Annotated in this window: 22 protein-coding genes; 9 read left to right on the top strand and 13 right to left on the bottom strand. The window is 65.3% G+C overall.

Annotated features, from left to right (window positions below; genetic code table 11):
• The first annotated feature begins 17 nt into the window (after positions 1-17).
• Positions 18-899 carry a DMT family transporter gene (locus C7455_RS07145; RefSeq protein ID WP_109666919.1) on the top strand — a complete coding sequence of 294 codons (882 nt, stop codon included), beginning with the start codon at positions 18-20 and terminating at the stop codon, positions 897-899.
• A 36-nt stretch (positions 900-935) separates the two neighbouring features.
• Here C7455_RS07145 and C7455_RS07150 read toward each other — a convergent pair whose 3' ends face one another.
• Positions 936-1277, bottom strand: coding sequence for an ArsR/SmtB family transcription factor (locus C7455_RS07150; protein ID WP_109667516.1), 342 nt, complete (start codon positions 1275-1277; stop codon positions 936-938).
• A gap of 232 nt (positions 1278-1509) precedes the next feature.
• On the opposite strand from C7455_RS07150, the gene C7455_RS07155 reads away from it, so the two are divergent.
• The 5 genes from C7455_RS07155 (at position 1510) to C7455_RS07175 (ending at position 4193) form a co-directional block, all read left to right on the top strand.
• Positions 1510-1842: an AtpZ/AtpI family protein gene (locus tag C7455_RS07155; protein WP_109666921.1), complete on the top strand. Its 333-nt coding sequence runs from the start codon at positions 1510-1512 to the stop codon at positions 1840-1842.
• A gap of 145 nt (positions 1843-1987) precedes the next feature.
• On the top strand, positions 1988-2698 hold the full coding sequence (locus C7455_RS07160) for a F0F1 ATP synthase subunit A (protein ID WP_245904273.1): 711 nt from the start codon (positions 1988-1990) through the stop codon (positions 2696-2698).
• 65 nt (positions 2699-2763) lie between these two features.
• Positions 2764-3000: a F0F1 ATP synthase subunit C gene (locus C7455_RS07165; RefSeq protein WP_109666924.1), complete on the top strand. Its 237-nt coding sequence runs from the start codon at positions 2764-2766 to the stop codon at positions 2998-3000.
• Between the two features lie 86 nt (positions 3001-3086).
• On the top strand, positions 3087-3614 hold the full coding sequence (locus C7455_RS07170; protein WP_109666926.1) for a F0F1 ATP synthase subunit B': 528 nt from the start codon (positions 3087-3089) through the stop codon (positions 3612-3614).
• Between the two features lie 3 nt (positions 3615-3617).
• Positions 3618-4193 carry a F0F1 ATP synthase subunit B gene (locus C7455_RS07175; protein ID WP_109666928.1) on the top strand — a complete coding sequence of 192 codons (576 nt, stop codon included), beginning with the start codon at positions 3618-3620 and terminating at the stop codon, positions 4191-4193.
• A 67-nt stretch (positions 4194-4260) separates the two neighbouring features.
• Here C7455_RS07175 and C7455_RS07180 read toward each other — a convergent pair whose 3' ends face one another.
• The 10 genes from C7455_RS07180 to C7455_RS07225 all read right to left on the bottom strand — a co-directional run bounded on the left by C7455_RS07180 (position 4261) and on the right by C7455_RS07225 (position 12763).
• Complete coding sequence (locus C7455_RS07180) at positions 4261-4824, bottom strand: hypothetical protein (RefSeq protein WP_109666930.1); 564 nt, start codon at positions 4822-4824, stop codon at positions 4261-4263.
• A 78-nt stretch (positions 4825-4902) separates the two neighbouring features.
• On the bottom strand, positions 4903-5892 hold the full coding sequence (locus C7455_RS07185) for a P1 family peptidase (RefSeq protein ID WP_109666932.1): 990 nt from the start codon (positions 5890-5892) through the stop codon (positions 4903-4905).
• Positions 5889-6239, bottom strand: coding sequence for a hypothetical protein (locus tag C7455_RS07190; RefSeq protein WP_109666934.1), 351 nt, complete (start codon positions 6237-6239; stop codon positions 5889-5891). Before C7455_RS07190 ends, C7455_RS07185 begins: the two co-directional genes overlap by 4 nt.
• Positions 6236-6976, bottom strand: coding sequence for an SDR family oxidoreductase (locus C7455_RS07195; protein WP_109666936.1), 741 nt, complete (start codon positions 6974-6976; stop codon positions 6236-6238). The genes C7455_RS07190 and C7455_RS07195 overlap by 4 nt, the downstream gene beginning before the upstream one ends.
• The gene (locus C7455_RS07200; protein ID WP_109666938.1) at positions 6973-7383 is read right to left on the bottom strand and encodes an acyl-CoA thioesterase; all 411 of its coding nucleotides are present in this window, start codon (positions 7381-7383) and stop codon (positions 6973-6975) included. Before C7455_RS07200 ends, C7455_RS07195 begins: the two co-directional genes overlap by 4 nt.
• Before the next feature lie 3 nt (positions 7384-7386).
• A complete protein-coding gene (locus tag C7455_RS07205) occupies positions 7387-7923 on the bottom strand; it encodes a hypothetical protein (RefSeq protein WP_109666940.1) in 537 nt (178 codons plus the stop codon).
• A gap of 61 nt (positions 7924-7984) precedes the next feature.
• Entirely contained in the window at positions 7985-9430 is a 1446-nt protein-coding gene (locus tag C7455_RS07210; RefSeq protein WP_109666942.1) for an aldehyde dehydrogenase family protein, read from the bottom strand.
• Positions 9427-11004, bottom strand: a complete 1578-nt coding sequence (locus C7455_RS07215; protein ID WP_109666944.1) for an ABC transporter ATP-binding protein — start codon at positions 11002-11004, stop codon at positions 9427-9429. The genes C7455_RS07210 and C7455_RS07215 overlap by 4 nt, the downstream gene beginning before the upstream one ends.
• Positions 11001-11825, bottom strand: coding sequence for an ABC transporter permease (locus C7455_RS07220; protein WP_211315460.1), 825 nt, complete (start codon positions 11823-11825; stop codon positions 11001-11003). Before C7455_RS07220 ends, C7455_RS07215 begins: the two co-directional genes overlap by 4 nt.
• Positions 11822-12763 carry an ABC transporter permease gene (locus C7455_RS07225; protein ID WP_109666946.1) on the bottom strand — a complete coding sequence of 314 codons (942 nt, stop codon included), beginning with the start codon at positions 12761-12763 and terminating at the stop codon, positions 11822-11824. Before C7455_RS07225 ends, C7455_RS07220 begins: the two co-directional genes overlap by 4 nt.
• 161 nt (positions 12764-12924) lie before the next feature.
• Between C7455_RS07225 and C7455_RS07230 the strand changes: the two genes are divergently transcribed.
• The 3 genes from C7455_RS07230 (at position 12925) to deoD (ending at position 16023) form a co-directional block, all read left to right on the top strand.
• Positions 12925-14892 (top strand): protein meaA, encoded by a 1968-nt coding sequence (locus tag C7455_RS07230; RefSeq protein ID WP_109666948.1) that lies wholly within the window; start codon positions 12925-12927, stop codon positions 14890-14892.
• Positions 14893-14996: 104 nt separating this feature from the next.
• On the top strand, positions 14997-15314 hold the full coding sequence (locus tag C7455_RS07235; RefSeq protein ID WP_109666949.1) for an H-NS histone family protein: 318 nt from the start codon (positions 14997-14999) through the stop codon (positions 15312-15314).
• Positions 15315-15318: 4 nt separating this feature from the next.
• The gene (gene deoD / locus C7455_RS07240) at positions 15319-16023 is read left to right on the top strand and encodes a purine-nucleoside phosphorylase (protein ID WP_109666951.1); all 705 of its coding nucleotides are present in this window, start codon (positions 15319-15321) and stop codon (positions 16021-16023) included.
• Between the two features lie 57 nt (positions 16024-16080).
• Here the strand turns inward: deoD and C7455_RS07245 are convergent, their stop codons facing one another.
• Together C7455_RS07245 and C7455_RS07250 are read right to left on the bottom strand one after the other, a co-directional pair.
• On the bottom strand, positions 16081-16881 hold the full coding sequence (locus C7455_RS07245) for a purine-nucleoside phosphorylase (protein WP_109666953.1): 801 nt from the start codon (positions 16879-16881) through the stop codon (positions 16081-16083).
• Positions 16865-17842 carry an ABC transporter permease gene (locus C7455_RS07250; RefSeq protein ID WP_109666955.1) on the bottom strand — a complete coding sequence of 326 codons (978 nt, stop codon included), beginning with the start codon at positions 17840-17842 and terminating at the stop codon, positions 16865-16867. The genes C7455_RS07245 and C7455_RS07250 overlap by 17 nt, the downstream gene beginning before the upstream one ends.
• Positions 17843-17844 lie beyond the last annotated feature (2 nt).

Below are 17844 nucleotides of genomic sequence, written 5' to 3' on the forward strand. Positions count from 1 at the left end.
GCACGCTGTCCGCGCCGATGCCCGAAGCGCGGCGCGGCCATCTGGCGATGCTACTGTTCTCGGCGCTGGTGGCGGGGTCGTTCTCGCTGGGCGGGCAGGTCGCCAACGAGATCGCCCCGACGGCGCTGAACGCGGTCCGCTTTGCGCTGTCGGCGGCGGTCGTCGGTGCCGTGATCGGGCTGCGGGGCGGATGGACGGCGACGGCGGCGGCGCTTGCGGCACCGTGGCGCTATGGCATCCTCGGCGGCTTCTTCGCCCTGTATTTCGTCACCATGTTCGAGGGGCTCAAGACAGCCCCACCCGTCTCTGCGGCTGCGGTCTTCACGCTGACCCCGGTGATGAGCGGCGTTTTCGGCTATGTCTTGCTCAGGCAGATGATGGGCGCGCGCATCTGGCTGGCATTGGGCCTCGGCGCGGCAGGCGCGCTGTGGGTGATCTTTCGCGCGGACCTGACGGCGCTCATGGCCTTCGAGATCGGGCGGGGCGAAGCGATATTCTTCTGGGGCTGCATGGCGCACGCGGCCTATACGCCGATGGTGCGCGTGTTGAACCGGGGCGAGCCGATCTTGTCCTTCACCTTCTGGACGCTGACGGCGACGGCCCTGATCATCGGGGTCTTGGGCTGGCGCGACATCGCGGCGACCGACTGGGGAACGTTGCGCCCGCTGGTCTGGGTCACGCTGGCCTATACGGGGGTGGCGGCCTCCTCGATGACGGTGTTCTTGGTGCAATTCGCCTCGATGCGGCTGCCGTCCTCCAAGGTGATGGCCTATACCTACCTGACGCCCAGCTGGGTCTTGATGTGGGAACTGGCATTGGGTCAGCCTGTGCCGCCCCTGCTGGTGCTGGCCGGCGTCGGCCTGACCATCGCGGCGCTGGCGCTTTTGCTCAAAGACTAGGGGGCAGGGTGCGGCTCCGGGCGCAAGGCTGCGCTCCTATGGGGTGTCGAAGGGCTCGGCCCCGAGCTCACGCTCCAAAAACGCCTCGAAGGCGTCGAGGTTCACCGGCTCGAATTGCCCGAACCCCTGCATCCAGACCGAGGCGGCTTTCAGCGCGTCGGGTTCCAGCTTGCACCATTTCACCCGGCCCCGCTTTTCTTGCGTGATCAGACCCGCCCCTGCGAGAATGCCGAGGTGTTTGGAAATCGCGGCCAGCGACATGGCGAAGGGTTCGGCCACATCGGTCACCGCCATGTCATCCTCCAGCAGCATGCGAAGGATCTCGCGCCGGGTGGGATCGGCGAGGGCGGCAAAGACGGTGTCGAGATGAGGTGCCATGGCACAGGAGGTGACAGCGCGGCGCGCGATCGTCAACCGATCGGTTGAATATGCGCAAAGGGTCAAAACCGGCCAGGACCGGGCGTGGGGCTGGACCACCTGCATTCGCGTATCGAGATAAAATCGTTTTTTATCAGATTTTTACGCGAAATTCTCTGCAGCGCGGCATGCGTTGACTCTGCGCCGCGCCCGACATAGCGTCCGCGCAACTTCCTCGAGGGGGTTTTGCGTCATGTCCGGGCCCAGCGAAGCCGAGCGATTGAAGGCCCTTGAGGCCCGGATCGCGGCGGCCAGACAGGGCCAGACGCAAAAACCCCACACAGAGGAACACTATTCACAGGCTCATCTGGCCTGGAGGATGGTGATCGAGCTGGTCGCGGGTCTCGGGATCGGGTTCGGCATCGGTTACGGCCTCGACGCCCTTCTGGGCACGTCGCCGTGGATGATGATGGTGTTTGCGGTCCTTGGCTTCATTGCCGGGGTCAAGACGATGATCCGCTCGGCCGAAGAGGTCCAGCGCAAGCAGATCGAGGCGGCGGATGCCGCAAACGAAAAGAAGGGGTAAGGCCGTGGCGACCGAAAGCACCAATACGCAAGGCAAGTCCGGCGCCAGCCGCATCGTCTTTTTCGTGCTGATCGGGCTGGCGGCCATCCTGTTCGTGCTGGGCCTGACGGACAGCTACACGCAGCCCGGCTTCAACATCAAACCGATGGAGCAGTTCCTTGTCGAGCCGCTCTTCGGCAATGGCCCGGTGCAGTGGTATACGCCCACCAACGTGACGCTGTGGATGGGCCTGTCGATCGCCGCCGTCGCGGCGCTGATGGTGATGGGCACCAAGGGCCGCGCGGTCATCCCCTCGCGCAGCCAGTCGATGGCGGAACTGGCCTACGGCTTCGTCCGCAAGATGGTCGAAGATGTGGCGGGCAAGGACGCATTGCCCTACTTCCCCTACATCTTCACGGTCTTCCTGTTCATCCTGTCGGCCAATTTCCTTGGCCTGATCCCGACAAGCTTCACCACGACCTCGCATTTCGCCGTGACGGCGACGTTGGCGCTGGCAGTGTTCCTGTCGGTGACGATCCTTGGCTTCGTCAAGAACGGCGCGAGTTTCCTCAGCCTTTTCTGGGTGTCGTCGGCTCCGCTTGTTCTGCGCCCCGTTCTGGCAATCATCGAGTTGATCTCGTACTTCGTCCGCCCGGTCAGCCATTCCGTGCGTCTGGCAGGGGCCATGATGGCCGGTCACGCGGTGCTCAAGGTCTTCGCGGGATTTGCCGGTGCGCTGGGCGCGGCTGGCATCGTGCCGATCCTCGGCGTCGTGGCGATCTATGGGCTCGAGGTGCTGGTGTCGGCCATTCAGGCCTATGTCTTCACCATTCTCACCTGTGTCTACCTCAAGGACGCACTGCATCCGCATCACTGACGGAGTGGTGGGCGGATCGCCCACCCTACGGATTTCTCGAACTTCCAACGTAAGGAGATACCACTATGGAAGGCGATATCGCACAACTGGGTCAATACATCGGCGCCGGCATTGCTGGCATGGGCGCGGGCATCGCCGCCCTTGGTGTGGGCAATGTGGCAGGCAACTTCCTTGCCGGCGCGCTGCGCAACCCCTCGGCCGCAGCTGGCCAGACCGCGACTCTGTTCATCGGCATCGCATTCGCCGAAGCGCTGGGCATCTTCGCGTTCCTGACCGCGCTTTTGCTGATGTTCGCGGCCTGATCCGACCCTTCCGAGACCATCCTTGCGTCCGGGGGTTCGCGGCTAAACGCGGACCCCCGGAGTAATCCGGTTCCAGGAGGACGCCCATGGCCGACAACGCCGCCACTGCTGCCGCTGCCCCGGGCATGCCGCAGCTCGACCCGAGCAGCTTTCCCAACCAGATCTTCTGGCTGGTCGTCACGCTGGTCGCCATCTATTTCATCCTGAGCCGCGTTGCGCTGCCCCGGATCGCCTCGGTCTTGGCCGAGCGTCAGGGGACGCTGACCAATGATCTGGCCGCAGCCGAGGATCTCAAGCGCAAGGCCGTCGAGGCCGAGGCCGCCTACAACAAGGCGCTCGCCGATGCGCGGAACGAAGCGAACAAGATCGCCGAGGAAACCCGCGCCGCCATTCAGGCCGATTTGAACGACGCCATTGCGCGCGCCGACGCCGAGATCGCGGCCAAGGCCACCGAAAGCGAAGCCCGCATCGGTGAAATCCGCGCAGGTGCCGTCCAGAGCATCGAAGAGGTGGCGCGCGCCATCGCCGGTGACATCGCTGCCGCCGTGGCTCCGGGCACCTCGATCGACGCCGATGCCGTGGCCGCGGCCGTTTCGGCCCGCGTGAAAGGGTAAGCCATGAACAGATTGCTGATCCCCGCCTTGATCGTAACCTCCGGTCCCGCGCTGGCAGCCGAACCGGGCTATGCGCCGGGCTACGGATTTACCTCGCTCTTCAACACCGATTTCGTGGTGCTGATCGGCTTCCTGCTGTTCCTGTCGATCCTGTTCTACTTCAACGTGCCCGCCATGTTGGGTGGCATGCTCGACAAGCGGGCCGAGGGGATCAAGGCCGATCTCGACGAGGCCCGCGCGCTGCGCGAAGAGGCGCAGACGCTGCTCGCCTCCTACGAGCGCAAGAGCCGTGAAGTCGCCGATCAGGCCGAGCGGATCGTGGCGCAGGCAAAGGCCGACGCCGAAGCCGCCGCCGAACAGGCCCGTGCCGATCTGGCCCGGTCCATCGAACGCAGGCTGGCCGCCGCCGAAGACCAGATCGCCAGTGCCGAGGACAAGGCAGTGCGCTCGATCCGCAACCGTGCGGTCGAGGTGGCCATCGCGGCTGCAGCAGACAGCGTGGCCAAGGGCATGGGCGCATCGGATGCCAACCGCTTCATCGACGACGCCATCGGCGAGGTCGAACGCCGCCTGCACTGACGGTCAAGCAGGCGACACGCAAAGCACCCCGGATCGCCGATCCGGGGTGCTTTGGTTTTCGGGCGATTTACCGGCCGAAGTCCTGCAGCGCGACGAAATCCATCTGTTCCACATGGGCGACCATGTCGTCGATCGCCCCGCCCGACGCCTGAATCAGCACTCGCCCCCCGATCAGGCCGATCAACTCGCCATCTTGATTGACGAAATTCTCTCGGTTGATCCGCACGATCTCGCCCATCATGGCCATCATCGCGCGGTTGCCCAGCATTCCGCCCATCTGCATGACCATAGGATTGTCGGCCATCAGGGTGAGGGTGAAATTGCCGCCCGGACCGGCATAGCTTGCCTCGGCGCTGAACCCGCCGCCGAAAACGGCCATCGCATTGCCGGCCTCGGCGTTGATTGTGCGGGTCCACCCCTCGAGCGCCTCGGGCAAGAGCGCGGACAGCCCCTGTGCCTGCAAGCCTTGCAAAAGCTGTTCGGCATAGGCCATCTCGTCCAACGCATCGGCGATATCGCCCGCCTCGTATGCTTCGATGGCGGCAGTCAGGGCGTCGGTGATGTCATCGGCATGGGCCTGCAGCGGCAACAGCAAGGCGCTTGCGGCAAGGATAGGGGTGAGGATGCGCATGTCGGTATCTCCTTTTGCGGTATGGCAAAAGGCTAGGTGCCAGACGGGCACAAGTCCACGGCAGGAAAGCCTGACCTTTCAATCGTCGCGCTGGGACCAACAAGGCTTGGTGTCGCCCTGCGCGGGTTCGGCCGCAAAGACGCCGCGGGCGATGGCGCGGGCAAGGCAAAGGGCGGCCAGATGGCCCAGCATCATCGGCCCCTTTACGCTGTCCTCAAGCCTTCGTGCACCGGTGGCGGCGGCAAAGACAAGGTCGCCATCCATCGGTGTGTGGCTGGGGTAGATCGCGCGGGCCATGCCGTCATGCGCAGCGATGGCCATGCGCGTGGCCTGCGCTTGGGTCAGGGCCGCATCGGTGGCGACGATGGCGATGGTGGTGTTTCGGCTGTCCCCGCCCTTGACGGGCGGCACGGCGCAAGGGTCGAAGCGTGGCGCCATCCCCAGCCCGCCGTATTCAGCGTCCATCTCGAAGGGAGCGGCCCAGAAATGGCGCGTGTCGCCCACGGTGACGCGTCCCAACGCATTGACCACCACAAGCGCGCCGACCGTGATGCCGTTCCATGTGGCCGAGGCCGACCCGAGCCCACCCTTCAGATCCGCGATCAGCGCGCCCGTACCCGCCCCCTCAGACCCCAGTGCAAACCAGTCGGACGCGGCTGCCAGCGCCTGTGCCCCCAGCCTCTTGTAGGGGTTCTGGGGCCAGTCCTTGTCGCCTCCGTTCAAAAGGTCAAAGACGATGGCAGCGGGCACGATGGGCACGGTCTGGTTGCCCACGACAAAGCCGCGTCCCTGCAAGCGCAGCGCGTCGGCCACGCCAGAGGCGGCGTCGAGCCCAAAGGCGGAGCCGCCCGACAGGACCAGCGCGTCGGCCTCCTGCACCGTCTTGTCAGGGGCGAGTAGGTCGGTTTCCCGGGTGCCGGGCGCACCGCCCATGACATGAACCGCCGCCACAAAGGGGCGGTCGCCCACCAGCACGGTCGCGCCGGTCTTGATCTTGTCGTCTTGCGCATGGCCCACGCGCAGGCCCGCCACATCAGTGATCAGGTTGCGCGGCCCGGGGCGGATCATGGCGCGGGCCGTTCGGGGACCATGCGCGGCACATGCCCGCGCCACGTGCCAAGATAGGGCAGCGTGCGGCTGTCGGTCAGCGGGCAATCGAGGCCGTCATAGGCGGCGGGCAGGATCAGGATCAAGGTGTTCCAGACCGCGCCGACGATGGCGATCTCGTCCGCGATATCGGGGGCGAACCGGGCGCGCAGCCGGGTCGAGGGACGGTCGCGGATGACCTCCACATGGCCGAGGTCCAGCGCGGGGCAGGCGGTCAGCAGATGGGCGAAGGCTTCCGGCTGGCCCGTGAAATGGCCCGCATGGACCACGATATCGCATGGCAGGTCGTGGCGGGTGTAGCCCGTCATATGCAGCGGCCTCCGTCGACCTCGAGCGCGGCACCGGTGATCATCGAGGCGGCGTCGGAACACAAGAAGGCCGCGGCCTCGCCCATGTCGTCGGGCGTGGAAAAGCGGCCCAGGGGGATGGTGGACAGGAACCTGGCCCGCATTTCGGGCGTATCCTCGCCCATGAAACTGGCCAGCAGCGGCGTTTCCCCCGCCACAGGGCAGAGCGCGTTGACCCGGACGCCATGGGGCGCCAGTTCCACCGCCATGGTCTTGGTCGCCGTGATCATCCAGCCCTTGGACGCATTGTACCAATTGAGCCGCGGCCGCGGCGAAAGCCCCGCGGTCGAGGCGATGTTGAGGATCGCGCCCCTGCCCGCAGCCTTCATCCCCGGCACGATTTCGCGCGCGGTCAGGTAGACGGACTTGGCATTGACGGCGAACACGCGATCAAACTCTTCCTCGGTCACCTCCTCCATCGGTTTTGGCAGGTGGGTGATGCCCGCGTTGTTCACCAAGATGTCGATCCGGCCCCATGCGTCACGCGCGGCCCCGGCCATGGCGGCGACCGAGGTGCCGTTGGCCACATCGACCGTCTGCGCGATGCCGCCGATCTCGCGGGCGATGGCCGTGGCCGCGCCTTCGTTGATGTCGGCGACCATGACGGCAGCCCCTTCGCGGGCAAAGATGCGCGCGATGCCCGCGCCAAAGCCCGAGCCTGCGCCGGTCACGATGGCGGTCTTTCCCTGCAGTCTCATGTCGCGTCCCTCAAACGTGCCAGTGCCTGCCGCAGGTCGTCGGGGATGGGCAGAGCCCGGCGGGCCTGCAAATCAAAGTAAACCGAGATGTTTTCAGCCTCGAACACCAAGGCCCCATCTGACAGGCGGGTCATGCGATGGGCGAAGCGCGCGGATTTGGTGCCGACCGACAGCACGCGGCTTTCCATGCTCAGCACATCGCCCGTCAGCATCTCGGCCCGGTAGTCGCATTCGAGGCGCGCGGCGACAAAGGAGCGGTGGGTCGCTGCGATGGCCGCGCGGTCGAGCCCCGCCAGACCCTGCAGCGTGAACATCGCGTCCGAGACAGCATCGACATAGGCCGCAACGTTCATGTGGCCCAGGATGTCGCAATCACGCGGCGCGACGGGGCGGCGGAGCGTCTGCATGGCTCAGGCCCGCGCCATGTCGATCACCCGCGCGCGCCGCATCGGCCAAAAGGCGAGAAGCGCGCCGAGCGCGCCGCCCAGATAGCTGGCGTCATGCATGAAGCCTGCGCGCAGGAAATCGGTCCGGTCGATGCCTGCGGGCGGCGTCAGGTAGCCGTCAAGGATGCCCGTCGCCTCGGCCGCGATGCCGCCCACCAGACCCGCCAATGCCGAGAAGGTGGCCAGCACCAGCACCAGCCCGATGGCGCCTATCCCCGCCGCCAAGTAGCTGCGGGCGTTCGGCACGGTTAACAGCCCAAAGAGGAACGCAGGCAGGCCGACGATGGCGCCCATCCACCAACTGGCCAGCACGCCCACTTGTGCGGCGCCAAAGCGCGGGCTCGTGCCCTCGGGGATGCCGAACTGGGGGAATTTGAAGCTCACGAAATAGTCCGGGCCGACGCTGTAGCTCAGCTGGTTGTGCAATGCGCCGAAGACGGCCGCCGACAGCGCAGCAAGCGCAACGAGAAGGAAAAGGATGGGGAATTTGCCAAGCGGCATGGTGGCTCCGGTCTGTCAGGTCGCGGTCAGCCTAGCGATGGCGGCGGGAGGCGTAAATGGCTCAGCCGTGATGGGCGGCGACCGTCTTGAGGGTGGTGAAGGCATAAAGTGCTTCGAACCCCTTTTCACGGCCATGGCCCGACAGGCCCGTGCCGCCGAAGGGTAGTTCGACGCCGCCCGCGGCCCCGTAATTGTTGATGAACACCTGCCCGGCGCGCAACCGTTTGGCGAGCCGCATCTGGCGGCCCCCGTGACGGCTCCAGACCGAGGCGACAAGGCCGTAGAGCGTGCCGTTGGCGATACGGATGGCGTCCTCTTCATCCTCGAAGGGCAGAATTATCTGGACCGGGCCAAAGATCTCTTCTTGCGCCAGCGGGTGGTCGGGGGCGGGGCCCGCGATCAGCGCGGGGGCGATGTAATGGCCGCCCGGCGGCAGGTCGGGGGCAAGCTGGCCGCGCGCAAGGATATGCGCGGGGTCGGCCATGGCGAGGTAGCGTTCGACGATGCCTTTTTGGCGGGCCGAAATCAGGGGGCCGGTGCGCAGATCGGCCATGGCGGGGCCGGTGGTCAGCGCCCGGTAAGCCTCGGCCATCCGGTCGCAGACCTCCGCGTAGACGGAGCGTTCCACGAGGATGCGGGACGAGGCCGAGCAGGTCTGGCCCGCATTCTGGATGCCCGCATTGACGAGAAAGGGCAGCGCCGCATTCAGATCGGCATCGGCAAAGACCAGTTGCGGGGATTTCCCGCCCAACTCCAGCGTGACCGGCACGACGTTTTCGGCCGTCGCCGCCTGCACGCGGCGGCCCGTGGCAACAGAGCCGGTGAAGGAGATGTGGCGGATACCCGGATGGGCCGTCAGCGCCGCGCCCGCCTCTGCCCCCAAACCGGGGACGACGTTGAGCGCGCCCGGCGGAAGGCCCGCCTTGTGCGCCAGATCGGCGAAGGCAAGTGCGGTCAGGCATGCCTCCTCGGCCGGTTTCAGGACACAGGCGTTGCCGGTGGCCAGCGCCGCCCCGACAGATCGCCCGATGATCTGCATCGGGTAGTTCCACGGCACGATATGGCCGGTGACGCCGTGCGGCTCGCGCAGGGTGTAGACGGTGAAGCCGGGCTGGAACGGGATCGTCTCGCCCATCAGCTTGTCGGCGGCGCCCGCGTAGAACTCGCAGTAGCGGGCCAGCGCGATGACATCGTTGCGGGCTTGGGTCAGGGGCTTGCCGACATCGGTGGCCTCCATCTGTGCGAGTTGGTCGATGTGGTCGAGGACCATCTGGCCGAGGCGCGCAAGGATGCGCCCGCGCTGAAAGGCGGGCATCGCGCCCCAGTCGCCCGACAGCGCCGCCTCGGCCGCGGTGACGGCGGCGTCGATGTCGGTGGCGCTGCCTCTGGCGATGCGGGCGATCTCCACCCCGGTCGAGGGGTCGATGACCGGCAGTGTCTCGCCACTGGCGCAAGGGCGCCATGCGCCGCCCACGAAGACAAGCGAAGGGTCAAACCAGGGGGTCATGTGATGGCCTCCGAAACCATGGGCAGCCGTGGTGCGGCCGCGAGAAGCTGGCGGGTGTAGGGGTGTTCGGGCGCGTCAAAGACGGTGGCGGTCGGACCTTCTTCCACGATCTGGCCCGCCTGCATCACCAAGACTCGGTCGGTGATCGCGCGCACCACGGTCAGATCGTGCGAGATGAAGAGGTAGGAGAGGCCCAATTCTGCCTGCAACTCGGCCAGCAGATCGAGGATGCGGGCGCGCACCGAGACGTCGAGCGCCGAGACGGCTTCGTCGAGGACGATGATTTTCGGGCGGGTGATCAGGGCGCGGGCGATGGCAATGCGCTGGCGTTGGCCGCCCGAGAATTCATGGGGATATTTGTCCATGTCGTCGGGGGAAAGGTGCACGGCAGTCAGCGCGTCGGCCACCCGGGCGCGTCGGTTCTCGCCCCGGGGTGGGTCGGACAGGAGGTGGAAGGGCTCCGAAATGATCCGGTCAACGCGCCAGCGGGGGTCAAAGCTGCCGTAAGGGTCCTGAAACACGACCTGTATCCCGGCCCGAAGGCCCGCGGGCATGTGCGGCACGATGGACCGGCCGAAAATTCGGATATCACCACTCTGCACCGGATCAAGGCCGAGGATCGCGCGGGTCAGCGTGGATTTCCCGCAACCGCTTTCGCCCACCAGTCCAAGGCTTTCACCCCGGTGGAGCGTGAAACTGACGCCGCGCACGGCCTCGATCTGCGGGCCGCGCCGGAGGCCCTGTCGGGGTCCGGGGTAGTGGCGATGGACGCGCTCCACCTCCAGCAATGGCTCGGGCACATGGAGGGGGCTGCGGGCGGGCACATGGGCCGAGGCCGCGAAAAGTGCACGGGTATAGGGGTGGCTCTGGCGGGCCAGCACCTGTGCGGTCGGGCCGGTTTCCACGATCTTGCCTGCCTGCATCACGGCGATGCGGTCGGCCATGCCGGCCACCACGGCAAGGTCATGGGTGATGAGCAGGAGCGCCAGCCCGTCATCCCTCACGAGCGATCTCAGCAGCGCGAGGATTTGCGCCTGCGTTGTGACATCGAGCGCTGTGGTGGGCTCATCCGCAATCAAAAGGCGCGGGTTGAGCGCAATGGCGGCGGCGATGCAGACGCGCTGGCGCTGGCCGCCGGACAGTTCATGCGGGTAGCGGTCGAGGGGAAGGTGCGACAGGCCCACACGGTCCAGCCGGTCCCGGGCGATGGTCAGGGCCTCGGCCCGCGTTGCCTTGCCGTGGATGGTCAGGGTCTCTGCCACCTGTGCGCCGATGGTCTGCAGCGGGTTGAGTGCCGTCATCGGCTCCTGAAAGATCATCCCGATCTCGTTGCCGCGTAGCCGGCACATCTGTGCCTCCGACAGGCCCAGCAGGTCGGTGCCGTCAAGCCGTGCCGTCCCCGTCACCCGCGTGCCGCGCGGGGCAAGGCCCATCAGCGTCAGCGCCGTCAGGGATTTCCCCGAACCGCTTTCGCCAACAAGGCCAAAGATCTCGCCGGGGCCAATGTCGAACCCGACCCCGCGCAGGATCGGCGTGGTGTGGATCGCCAGCGAAAGCTCCTCGACCGCGATCATGCGCGGCCCCGCCGCAGCCTTGGGTCCAGCACGTCGCGCAAACCGTCACCCATCAGGTTCAGCCCAAGTACTGTCAGCACAATGGCAAACCCGGGCAGGACGGCGAGCATGGGATGCGTGTAGATCATGGTCTGAGCTTCGGCCAGCATCCGGCCCCAACTGGGCACAGGCGGCTGCGCGCCAAGGCCGACATAGGACAGCGCCGCCTCGGCCAGAATGCCGAGCGAAAACTGGATCGTCGCCTGAACGATCAGCAGGTTGGCGATATTGGGCAAGATATGTTCGGCGCTGATGCGAAAGCGGCCCTTGCCCGCCGTGCGCGCGGCGAGGATGTAGTCGAGCGTCCAGAGCGGCAGTGCCGCGCCGCGCGCCACGCGGGCGAAGACGGGGATGTTGAAGATCCCGATGGCGAGGATCGCGTTGCTGGCCGATGGCCCGTAGCGCGCGGTGATCAGGATGGCGATGACGAGGCTGGGGAAGGCAAAGATCAGGTCGTTGCCGCGCATGATGATCTCATCGAGCCATCCACCCCGGTTGGCGGCTGCGGCAAGGCCCAAGGGCACGCCCAGCGAGATCCCGATGCCCACGGCGAGCAGCGCCACCGCGATGGAGGTCTGCGCGCCCACCATCAGCATCGACAGAAGGTCGCGGCCCAATTGATCGGTCCCAAGCCAGTGCGTGGCCGAGGGCGGCTGCAACCGCGTTGCGATGGAGACGCCGGTGACCCCATGCGGCACCCAGACCAGCGAGACAAGCGCGGCAATCAGGAAGACGCCCGAGAGCGCGGCACCAAGGACAAGGGCCGGGGGCAGGCGCGTCATCCGCGGCGCAGCCTCGGATCGACCAGCGCATAGGCCAGATCGACAAGGAAGGTGACGAGGATCACCGCGAAGACCAGCAGCATGGTCACGGATTCCACCACGATCAGGTCGCGCTGGGTGATCCCTTGAAAGATCAGCCGCCCCAAGCCTGGCAGGAAGAAGACATTCTCGATGATGATCGCGCCGGCGATCAGAAAGGAGAATTGCAGCCCGATGATCGTCAGCACCGGGATCAGCGCGTTCCGCAGGGCATGGCGGCGGATGGCCTGCCCGCGCGACAGCCCCTTGGCGCGCGCGGTGCGGATGTAATCTTGCTCGAGCGTGTCGATCAGCGCCGACCGCATCACGCGGGCCAGGATCGAGGCTTGCGGCAACGCCAGTGCAACGGCGGGCAGGGTCAGCGCCTTGAGCGCGGCCAGCGGATCGGACCAACCGGGAAAGCCGCCCGCCGAAAACCAGCGGAGCGTGACCGCGAACAAGAGCACGAGCAGCATGGCGAACCAGAAATTCGGGATGGCGATGCCCAGTTGCGTCGCCCCCATGATGCCGTGATCTGCCCATGTCCCGCGCCGGGATGCGGCGATGATGCCGATGGGAAAGGCGATCAGCGTCGACAGAGTCAATGCGTAGATCGCCAAGGGCAGCGACACGCCGATCCTGTCGACCACCAGATCGGCCACCGGCACGCGGTAGGTGTAGGAGGTGCCGAAATCTCCTGTCAGCATGCCGCCGATCCAGCCAAGATAGCGCTCGACGGCCGAACCTGTCAGGCCCAGTTCCGTGCGCAATGCGGCGAGGTTTTCCTCGGTCGCGTTCAGGCCCATCATGTAGCTGGCGGGATCGCCCGGAATCACTTCGATCAAGGCAAAGATCACCACGCTCGCCACGATCAGGCTGAGCCCGAGGGACAGGGCGCGGGTGAGAAGGTAACGGGCCATGGGGGCAAGCTACTGCGCCGTGCGCACTTGGGCCAGAGCGCAGTTGTGATCGCAGACGCCGACCTGTCTGCCGCAACGCAGCGAATTGACAAGGTCATAATATTCTCCATATACCGCCCTTGACGAAATCTTATTGCCGACATCACGACAGGAGCCTGCCCATGACCGCCCCCAAGCGCGAAAATCCGTGGCTCATCCGTACCTATGCGGGCCATTCCACGGCCAAGGCGTCGAACGCGCTTTATCGCGGGAACCTTGACAAGGGGCAGACCGGGCTGTCGGTAGCCTTCGACTTGCCGACGCAGACAGGCTATGACAGCGACCATGTGCTGGCACGCGGCGAAGTGGGCAAGGTCGGTGTTCCGATCTGCCATTTGGGCGACATGCGGATGCTGTTCGACCAGATCCCGCTGGAGCAGATGAACACCTCCATGACGATCAACGCGACCGCGCCTTGGTTGCTCGCGCTCTACATCGCGGTGGCCGAGGAACAGGGTGCCAACGTTCGGCAATTGCAGGGCACGGTGCAAAATGACCTGATCAAGGAATACCTGAGCCGGGGCACCTATATCAGCCCGCCCAAACCCAGCTTGGCGATGATCGCGGATGTGGCTGAGTATTGCTATACCAACGTGCCGAAATGGAACCCGATGAACGTGTGTTCCTATCACCTGCAAGAGGCGGGGGCGACGCCGGAACAGGAACTGGCATTTGCCTTGGCGACCGCCGTTGCCGTGCTGGACGAATTGCGCCCGCGCGTGCCTGAGGAGGATTTCCCGGTTCTGGTGGGGCGCATTTCGTTTTTCGTGAACGCGGGGATCCGCTTCGTCACAGAGATGTGCAAGATGCGCGCCTTTGTCGACCTGTGGGACGAGATCTGCGCAACGCGCTATGGCGTCGGCGATCCGAAATACCGTCGCTTCCGCTACGGGGTGCAGGTCAACTCGCTGGGCCTGACCGAACAACAGCCCGAAAACAACGTCTACCGAATCTTGATCGAAATGCTGGCCGTGACGCTGTCCAAAAAGGCGCGTGCCCGCGCAGTGCAGTTGCCCGCCTGGAACGAGGCGTTGGGCCTGCCCCGTCCCTGGGATCAGCAATGGTCGATGCGGATGCAGCAGATCATGGCCTATGAGACCGACCTTCTGGAATTCGACGACCTCTTTGACGGCAACCCGGCGGTCGATGCCAAGGTCGCAGAATTGAAGGATGGCGCGCGGGCGGAATTGGCCAATCTTGATGCGATGGGCGGCGCGATTGCAGCCATCGACTACATGAAAGCACGCCTTGTCGAATCCAACGCCGACCGGGTCAACCGGATCGAGCGGGGGGAAACCGTGGTGGTGGGCGTGAACAAGTATACCGCCTCCGAACCCTCGCCGCTGCTGGGCGAGGATGGCGGGATCATGGTGGTCGACCCGGCGGTGGAACAAGATCAGATCGACCGCTTGCAGACGTGGCGCGACGGGCGCGACGACGGTGTGGTGCGCGCTGCGCTGGCCGATCTGCGCGCGGCAGCGGCCGAGGGGCGCAACGTCATGCCCGCCTCGATCGCGGCCGCGAGGGCAGGGGTCACGACTGGCGAATGGGCCGGTGTGATGCGGGCTGTGCACGGCGAATACCGAGGGCCTACGGGCGTGTCCAAGGCGATGTCGAACAAGACCGAGGGGCTGGAGGATATCCGCGATGCTGTCGATGCCGTGAGCGATCGGCTGGGGCGGCGTTTGAAGTTCCTTGTCGGCAAGCCGGGTCTGGATGGCCATTCCAATGGCGCGGAACAGATCGCCTTTCGCGCCCGCGACTGCGGAATGGATATAGCTTACGAGGGTATCCGTCTGACCCCCGAAGAAATCGTGGCGGCGGCCAAGGCCGAAGATGCCCATGTGATAGGCCTCTCGATCCTGTCGGGCAGCCACGTTCCGCTCATCGAAGACGTGATGCGCCGACTGCGCGAGGCGGGGCTGGATCATGTCCCCGTGATGGTCGGCGGCATCATTCCCGATGAGGATGCGGTGAAACTGAAAACCCTTGGCGTGGCACGGGTTTATACGCCCAAGGATTTCGAATTGAACCGGATCATGATGGACATCGTGGAGTTGGCCGATCCGCGGGAAATCGCAGCGCAATAGGGCTCGTTTACGGTTGCCTTCACGCGCCAGCGCTAATTCCTCTTGCATTTGAATGGGTGCTGAGGCATCAAATTTCTGCTTTTATGCAACAAGGAACATGCGAAATGGCTAAAGCCATCGAAAAGATGAGCCTCGAAGAACTGCAGGCCTACCAAAAAGAAGTGGAGGCTGCGATCAAGGGCTACGAGAAAAAGCGCAGGGCCGATGCCTTGGCGGCTGTCCGCGAGACCGCGAAGCAGCACGGTTTTTCGCTGGAAGAATTGACCAGCGGCAAGGCCCCCGGCAAGGCTGTGACCAAGGGCATGGCGAAATATGCCAATCCCGCCGATCCGACCCAGACCTGGACCGGTCGCGGTCGTCAGCCCGCTTGGGTCAAGGATGCGCTGGCGACGGGCAAACCGCTTTCTTCCATGGCCATCTGAGGTCGTGACGGTCCATATAGGGGCCAAACCGGGGGAGATCGCCGACACCGTTCTGATGCCCGGCGATCCCCTCCGCGCCAAATGGGCGGCCGAGACATTTTTGGAAAACCCCGTTTGCATAAACGAGGTTCGTGGAATGTTGGGCTATACCGGATCATGGCGCGGCAATCGCGTGACCATTCACGGGTCGGGCATGGGAATGCCCAGCCTGTCGATCTATGCCAATGAATTGATCCGCGACTACGGGGCGAAAACGCTGATCCGGATCGGATCGGCCGGTGCCATGCAGCCGGGCGTGAACCTGCGCGACATCGTGCTGGCGATGACTGCCTCGACGCTCTCCACGCCCTCGCGCGGGTTGTTCCGGGAGTTGAATTTCGCCCCCTGCGCCGATTTCGACCTGCTTACGGCGGCCCGGGCGGCTGCGAAGGCGAAAGACATCCCGACCCATGTGGGCGGTATCTATTCGTCCGATGTGTTCTATGACGAGCGGCCCGATCTGAACGAACAGATGACACGGCACGGGGTTCTGGCCGTCGAGATGGAAGCGGCCGAGCTTTACATTCTCGCCGCGCGCTACGGGATCCGGGCGCTGGCGGTGCTGACGATCTCCGACCACCTGCTGACGCATGAGGCGCTGCCTTCATCCGACCGGCAATCGAGTTTCCGCGACATGGTCGAGATCGCGCTGGAAGCGGCCTTCGCCTGAGGGCTGGCCCGAAAAACCCGGGTTTTTCGAGCGGGAAACCCCGGGATGTCCTGTGCCTTAGCCCCGCAGCATGCGCCGCAAGATGCGCTCCAGCTTGGCGGCCCCCATCGGCGCCATGGCCTTGGTATGCTCATGGCTGATCTGCTCGTCCGACAGGCCCGCCGCCTTGTTGGTGATGGTCGAGATCGCCGCCACCCTGAGGCCCAGAAACCGCGCAAGGATCACTTCGGGCACGGTCGACATGCCGACTGCATCCGCCCCCAGCGTCCGGATCGCGCGGATCTCGGCTGGCGTCTCGAAAGAGGGGCCGGAATACCACGCATAGACCCCTTCCATCAGCGGAATGTCCTCGGCCTTGGCTGCGGCTTTGAGCGCGGCGCGCAGGCCGGGGTCATGCGCTTGCGTCATGGGCACGAAACGCGCGTCGGTCTTCTCGCCGATCAGCGGGTTCAGCCCCGAGAAGTTGATGTGGTCTGACAAAAGCATCAGGTCGCCGGGATCGAGGTCGGGGTGCATCGACCCCGCCGCATTGGTCAAGATCAGCCGCTCGCCCCCCAGCGCTTTCAACACCTCCAGCGGCAGGCGCATGACATCGCCGCGCCCGCTTTCATAGTAATGCGCGCGCCCGCCGAAGATGGCGACGCGGGTGCCTTCAAGATCGCCGATGACAAGCTTTGGATTATGGCCCGACACGCCCGCATGCGGAAAGCCGGGCAGGTCGGCGTAGTCGATCGCCACGCCATCCACCTGATCGGCGATATGGCCAAGGCCCGATCCCAGCACCATGCCATAGGCGGGCGGGGCGGATCCCGCGCGATCGCGGATCAGCGTGGCGAGATCTTCAGCGTTCCTTGACATAGGGCTCCCCCCCGGCGCGCGGCGGAATGGCCTTGCCCACGAGGCCCGCCAGCACGATGACCACAAGAATATAGGGCAGGGCCTGCATGAACTGCACCGGCACGATGATCTCGCCCAACTGGATGTTCTGATAGCGGTTGCCGACCGCGTCGAAGAAGCCAAACAGCAGGCAGGCCGACAGCGCATACCAAGGCCGCCATTTGGCAAAGATGAGGGCGGCCAAGGCGATGAAGCCGCGACCCGCGCTCATGTCCTTGACGAAGCCCGCGTTCAGCGCTGTGGCGAGATATGCCCCGGCGATTCCGCACAAGACGCCCGCGATGAGCACGGCAGCGAACCGCAGCCCCACCACCGACACGCCCGCCGTGTCGACGGCCGCCGGGTTCTCGCCCACGGCACGCAGCCGCAGGCCAAAGCGCGTGCGGTACAGCACCCACCATGTCAGCGGCACGATGGCGAGCGCCACATAGACGATGATCGAATGGCCCGAGATCAGTTCGGAATATATCTGCCCCAGAGGCCCTTGCTGGGCGATGTCGCGGATGCGGCTTGCGGCACCCGGCAGCACGATGTTCTCGAACCGCGCAGCGCCCGACAGTTGCGGTGTGCGCCCGCCCTGCAAGAACCATGTCTGCGCGATCACCACCGTCAGACCCGCGGCAAGGAAGTTGATCGCCACACCCGAGATCAACTGGTTTCCTCGGAAGGTGATCGAGGCCACGCCATGCAGGGCCGCCAGCGCCATGGATGCCGCGATCCCGGCAAGCAGGCCCAGCCAGACCGAACCGGAGGTAAAGGCGACAGCGGCAGAGAAGAACGCGGCCGCAAGGATCTTGCCCTCTAGCCCGATGTCGAAGACGCCAGCGCGTTCAGAATAAAGCCCCGCCAGACAGGCCAGCAGCAGCGGCGTGGCAAGGCGGACGGTCGAGTCGAGGATTTGCAGGATGGTCAGGAAATCCATGA

This window comes from Roseicyclus mahoneyensis (assembly GCF_003148775.1).
GTDB classification, from domain to species: domain Bacteria; phylum Pseudomonadota; class Alphaproteobacteria; order Rhodobacterales; family Rhodobacteraceae; genus Roseicyclus; species Roseicyclus mahoneyensis.

Excerpts from the sequence above, each read along its gene's own strand:
- C7455_RS07195 (WP_109666936.1), bottom strand. The coding sequence starts at position 6,976 with ATGAGACTGCAGGGAAAGACCGCCATCGTGACCGGCGCAGGCTCGGGC.
- C7455_RS07245 (WP_109666953.1), bottom strand. The coding sequence starts at position 16,881 with ATGTCAAGGAACGCTGAAGATCTCGCCACGCTGATCCGCGATCGCGCG.
- C7455_RS07215 (WP_109666944.1), bottom strand. The coding sequence starts at position 11,004 with ATGATCGCGGTCGAGGAGCTTTCGCTGGCGATCCACACCACGCCGATC.
- C7455_RS07180 (WP_109666930.1), bottom strand. The coding sequence starts at position 4,824 with ATGCGCATCCTCACCCCTATCCTTGCCGCAAGCGCCTTGCTGTTGCCG.
- C7455_RS07220 (WP_211315460.1), bottom strand. The coding sequence starts at position 11,825 with ATGACGCGCCTGCCCCCGGCCCTTGTCCTTGGTGCCGCGCTCTCGGGC.
- C7455_RS07200 (WP_109666938.1), bottom strand. The coding sequence starts at position 7,383 with ATGCAGACGCTCCGCCGCCCCGTCGCGCCGCGTGATTGCGACATCCTG.
- C7455_RS07225 (WP_109666946.1), bottom strand. The coding sequence starts at position 12,763 with ATGGCCCGTTACCTTCTCACCCGCGCCCTGTCCCTCGGGCTCAGCCTG.
- C7455_RS07205 (WP_109666940.1), bottom strand. The coding sequence starts at position 7,923 with ATGCCGCTTGGCAAATTCCCCATCCTTTTCCTTCTCGTTGCGCTTGCT.
- C7455_RS07235 (WP_109666949.1), top strand. The coding sequence starts at position 14,997 with ATGGCTAAAGCCATCGAAAAGATGAGCCTCGAAGAACTGCAGGCCTAC.
- C7455_RS07165 (WP_109666924.1), top strand. The coding sequence starts at position 2,764 with ATGGAAGGCGATATCGCACAACTGGGTCAATACATCGGCGCCGGCATT.
- C7455_RS07155 (WP_109666921.1), top strand. The coding sequence starts at position 1,510 with ATGTCCGGGCCCAGCGAAGCCGAGCGATTGAAGGCCCTTGAGGCCCGG.
- C7455_RS07170 (WP_109666926.1), top strand. The coding sequence starts at position 3,087 with ATGGCCGACAACGCCGCCACTGCTGCCGCTGCCCCGGGCATGCCGCAG.
- C7455_RS07150 (WP_109667516.1), bottom strand. The coding sequence starts at position 1,277 with ATGGCACCTCATCTCGACACCGTCTTTGCCGCCCTCGCCGATCCCACC.
- C7455_RS07210 (WP_109666942.1), bottom strand. The coding sequence starts at position 9,430 with ATGACCCCCTGGTTTGACCCTTCGCTTGTCTTCGTGGGCGGCGCATGG.
- C7455_RS07250 (WP_109666955.1), bottom strand. The coding sequence starts at position 17,842 with ATGGATTTCCTGACCATCCTGCAAATCCTCGACTCGACCGTCCGCCTT.
- C7455_RS07145 (WP_109666919.1), top strand. The coding sequence starts at position 18 with ATGCCCGAAGCGCGGCGCGGCCATCTGGCGATGCTACTGTTCTCGGCG.
- C7455_RS07190 (WP_109666934.1), bottom strand. The coding sequence starts at position 6,239 with ATGACGGGCTACACCCGCCACGACCTGCCATGCGATATCGTGGTCCAT.
- C7455_RS07175 (WP_109666928.1), top strand. The coding sequence starts at position 3,618 with ATGAACAGATTGCTGATCCCCGCCTTGATCGTAACCTCCGGTCCCGCG.
- C7455_RS07230 (WP_109666948.1), top strand. The coding sequence starts at position 12,925 with ATGACCGCCCCCAAGCGCGAAAATCCGTGGCTCATCCGTACCTATGCG.
- C7455_RS07160 (WP_245904273.1), top strand. The coding sequence starts at position 1,988 with ATGGAGCAGTTCCTTGTCGAGCCGCTCTTCGGCAATGGCCCGGTGCAG.
- C7455_RS07185 (WP_109666932.1), bottom strand. The coding sequence starts at position 5,892 with ATGATCCGCCCCGGGCCGCGCAACCTGATCACTGATGTGGCGGGCCTG.